Source organism: Albidovulum sediminicola (genome assembly GCF_025751575.1).
GTDB classification, from domain to species: domain Bacteria; phylum Pseudomonadota; class Alphaproteobacteria; order Rhodobacterales; family Rhodobacteraceae; genus Albidovulum; species Albidovulum sediminicola.
In genome coordinates, this window is the sequence record NZ_JAOWLA010000044.1 from 1 (window position 1) to 3,602 (window position 3,602).

Consider the following 3,602-nt stretch of genomic DNA (forward strand, 5'->3'; position numbering starts at 1 on the left):
TCGGCCCGGCGGCGGGCGAACTGATCCACGAAATCTGCGTGGGCATGGAATTCGGCGCCTCCGCCCAGGACATCGCGCTGACCTGCCACGCCCACCCCACCTTCTCGGAGGCCGTCCGCGAAGCCGCCCTGGCCTGCGGCGACGGGCCAATCCATGCGTGACCAAAACCCCAAAGGCGCCCCGGTGACTGGGGTGTCTCTCTCTGCCTTGCCGCAGTGACGGCGCGCGCGACGGTCTGTTCGGTCGCCGCGCTGGCGGGCGTCAGGCAATCAGGTGGCGCAGGCCCTGGGTCACATCCGCCCGAATGGCCAGCCTGAGCGCGGGCTCATCGCCCGCCTTCAGTGCGGCAAGGATCATACGGTGATGCTGTGGCGGCTCCGACCGGACGATGCGAGAATAGACCGCGCGCATCGTCGGGCCAAGCTGAAGCCAGACCGTCTCTGCGACCGCCAGCATCGCGGGGGCCTGCGCCCGCAGGTAAAGCATCCGGTGAAATTCGAGGTTTGTCCGGATATAGGCCACCGCGTCGCGCTTCACCGCCGCTTCGGCATTGGCCATGTTGATGGCCTGCAAGCGTTCGATCAGGGCGAAATGGGCGCGCGGCAGGGCGCGGCTGGCCAGTTCGGTCTCGATCAGCGCGCGAAGCGTGGCAAGCTCCTCCAGCCGCTCGTTCGTCAGGTCCGGCGTGGTGACCCGCCCGGAGGACGACAGCGTCAGCGCGCCTTCCGCCGCAAGCCGCCGAAGCGCCTCGCGCGCGGGGGTCATCGAAACGCCATGGGCCTTGGCCAGTCCGCGCACCGTCAGGGCCTGACCCGGCGGCAATTCGCCGTGCATGATCTGCTGGCGCAGGGTCCGGTAGATCCGGTCATGCGTCGCGGTGCCGGGATCGGGGGGGCGGGTTTGAAGCAGCATGGCAAGACGTGATCACAAATGCCCGTTGGCCGTCAATCCTGTCCCGTGAAGTCGTAGGCGTGGAGGTTCTGCCCCTCCCGCCGCAGCCAGGCGCGATGATGCCGGTAATCGGGACAAAGCGAGGCCACGACGCGCCAGAAGGCGGGGGAATGGTTCATCTCGACCAGGTGGGCGACTTCGTGGGCCGCGACATAGCCAAGCACCTCGGGCGGGGCGAGGATCAGCCGCCACGAGAACATAAGCCCGCCGGCGGCCGAGCACGACCCCCAGCGCGACCGGGTGTCACGCAGGGTGAGGCTACCGTAGGCGCGCCCAAGTCGACCGGCGTACAGGTCGCAGGCGCTGGCAAGCCGGTCGCGGGCCATGAGCTTCAGAAACGCCTCGACCTGCCGGCCCGTTCCAGTCGCTCGCCTGGGCACAAGCAGCTCATCCGCGACGATTCGCGGCGCCCGGACGGCACCCGCCCTAACCACGCAGGGCCGCCCCTCGACCGGAAGCACGCTGTCCAGGCCGACCACGGCGCGCACGGGCGCGGATTGAAGCGCCGCGCGAATCCAGTCGGCCTTTTCCCGGGCAAAGGCCAGTGCCTCCGCCTCGGGCGCGCGCGCGGGTAGCGACAGCGTGACACGGCCATCGAGCCGCGAAACCCGGAGCGAATAGCGCCTGGCACGCGCCGACCGGCGCAGCGTGATCTCAACAGGTGGTGTTCCGGGCAGGATTCGGCGGGTCATGGCGGCTCGGTTCCTGCCTTTCGGAATGGCTCTGCCCGGCGCGGGCGAAGCCCGAAACGCAACCTCGCGCGCCTTGGGCCGAAAGCCTTTGACACCCCGGCGCACTTGTGGCAGTTGGCTGCGACTCGCGAAGATCAGTGCACTGGACGGAGTTTTCCATGCCGAAGGATGAATGGGGCGTCAAGCGCCTTTGCCCGCATTGCGCCAGCCGCTTCTATGACCTGAAGCGCGACCCGATGACCTGCCCGGAGTGCGGCCACAGCTTTACCGCCGAAAGCCTCGTGCCCGGACGCGGCCGGACAATGATTGCTGAGAAGACCAGCATAAAGGATACCGAATCCGATATCGACGTGCTCGACTCGGATGACCTCGATGACGATAGCGGTGATGTCGATCTCGACGACGACCTGCTTGAGGATGACGACGACGACAACGTGTCGCTCGACGACATCGCGGATGTCGGCGGCGGCGACGACGACGCCTGATCCGGCAGCCGAAGTCGTTTCGGACCGAAGATCTTGGGGGCACGGGCGAAGGCCGGTGCCCCTTTTTCATTTTGCGCACTCTAAGGGTGATTTTTCGCTTGCAGTGCCCTGCGCGCTCTCCTATACGCCCCTCACGCGGGCGCCAGTCGCCCGGACCTCCGGTGGGGCCATAGCTCAGTTGGGAGAGCGCTTGAATGGCATTCAAGAGGTCAGGGGTTCGACTCCCCTTGGCTCCACCAAAATCCCCCTAAGTACTTGCATTCTCAGTAAATGCCTGTCTTCATTGGGGTATTTCGTCAGGATGTTACGGTAAGGTGTTACAGTGGCGGCTCTGGAAAAGATGCCTGGACACACTCGACTCTACCGCCGTGGCGCTACCTACTACCACCGCGCTGCCGTCCCCCAAGACATCGTTGAGACCTATGGGAAGGTCGAAGAGACCTTCTCACTCAGAACGAAAGACCGCGCCCAAGCGCTGATCCGCGTCAGGATCGAAGCGGTGCGGGTAGACCAGTTATTCGCTGCCCATCGCGCCAATCTCGAGCGGCAGCAGAACTTGGAAGCCGCCCCGCCGGAGGGTGAACTTACTGCATCCCAGATCGCCAAGGCGAAGTCGGCCTACCTTAACCACCTTCTGGACGAGGACGAGGAGGTTCGTCTGAGCGGCTTCGAGGACTTGGAAGAACCGGAGGCACCCCTCGAGTACGAGCCGCGTCCAACCTTCGAGGAACGGCAAGAGACGCTTGCGGCAGTCGATGAGTTCACCCGCGCCAACCTCGCGAGAGGGAAGCAGGACGAGTTCTTCCGGTCAGAGGCCGAAGAGGTGCTGTCTTGGGACGGCTTCGAATTGCGGTTGGCCGACGCTTCCCCCAGTTGGCCCCGGCTCATCAGGGCGCTTCAGGAAGCCTCTGTGGAAGCGCGTGATGCGATCCGTAAGCGGGACATGGGCGACAGCGTCCCTACCCCCGCCTACCCCGAGAAGGCTCCCAGCACCACTCGCAGCAATGCGCCGCTTCTCTCCGAGGCCGTTCAAGGTTGGGAAGCTGAGAAGATGCGCGGCGCTTGGTCAATCAAGGTGCGCAACGATCACATGGCCTGGATGGCAGCATTCATCGAGGTCGCTGGGGATAGGCCGATCTCCGAGTACGTCAAAGACGACGCCCGGAACTTCAAATCTCTGCTCCTCAAGCTTCCGGCCAACTGGCGGAAGAAGCCTCAAATCCGAGACCTGACGATGCTGGTGGCGGCAGACAAGGCCCACGCAATCGGCTTGGAACCGATGAACAGCGCCACCGTCAACAAAGCGATCAGGCGGGTGGCGGCGTTCTGGAACTATGCCGAGGCCCACTGACCTGCCACGGGATTTTTCCTCCACCTGCGATTAGAGTCCGACCCAACGAAGGGACGGACGATGAAGCGAACGAGATACAGCGACGAGCAGATCATCGGCATTCTGGCCGAGCATGAGGCAGGC

4 protein-coding genes, 1 tRNA gene and 1 pseudogene are annotated in these 3,602 nt (G+C 64.8%); 4 read left to right on the plus strand and 2 right to left on the minus strand.

Features of this window, described 5'->3' with window-relative positions; translation table 11 throughout:
* Positions 1 to 161 (plus strand): annotated as a pseudogene (locus OE647_RS19865) (dihydrolipoyl dehydrogenase); the annotation flags it as partial.
* 100 nt (positions 162 to 261) lie between these two features.
* Here the strand turns inward: OE647_RS19865 and OE647_RS19870 are convergent.
* Positions 262 to 912, minus strand: a complete 651-nt coding sequence (locus tag OE647_RS19870) for a GntR family transcriptional regulator (protein WP_263723507.1) — start codon at positions 910 to 912, stop codon at positions 262 to 264.
* A gap of 32 nt (positions 913 to 944) precedes the next feature.
* Positions 945 to 1,643: a M48 family metallopeptidase gene (locus OE647_RS19875; RefSeq protein ID WP_263723508.1), complete on the minus strand. Its 699-nt coding sequence runs from the start codon at positions 1,641 to 1,643 to the stop codon at positions 945 to 947.
* Positions 1,644 to 1,801: 158 nt separating this feature from the next.
* Here OE647_RS19875 and OE647_RS19880 point away from each other — a divergent pair, with 158 nt between their 5' ends.
* From OE647_RS19880 to OE647_RS19890, 3 genes are all read left to right on the plus strand, one after another.
* Positions 1,802 to 2,128 (plus strand): TIGR02300 family protein, encoded by a 327-nt coding sequence (locus tag OE647_RS19880; RefSeq protein WP_263723509.1) that lies wholly within the window; start codon positions 1,802 to 1,804, stop codon positions 2,126 to 2,128.
* Positions 2,129 to 2,291: 163 nt separating this feature from the next.
* Positions 2,292 to 2,367, plus strand: a tRNA-Ala gene (locus OE647_RS19885).
* Between the two features lie 83 nt (positions 2,368 to 2,450).
* Positions 2,451 to 3,479: a DUF6538 domain-containing protein gene (locus OE647_RS19890; RefSeq protein ID WP_263723510.1), complete on the plus strand. Its 1,029-nt coding sequence runs from the start codon at positions 2,451 to 2,453 to the stop codon at positions 3,477 to 3,479.
* The last annotated feature ends 123 nt before the right edge of the window (positions 3,480 to 3,602 follow it).

Coding starts and splice junctions, on each gene's coding strand:
- OE647_RS19870 (WP_263723507.1), bottom strand. CDS start 912: ATGCTGCTTCAAACCCGCCCCCCCGATCCCGGCACCGCGACGCATGAC.
- OE647_RS19875 (WP_263723508.1), bottom strand. CDS start 1,643: ATGACCCGCCGAATCCTGCCCGGAACACCACCTGTTGAGATCACGCTG.
- OE647_RS19880 (WP_263723509.1), top strand. CDS start 1,802: ATGCCGAAGGATGAATGGGGCGTCAAGCGCCTTTGCCCGCATTGCGCC.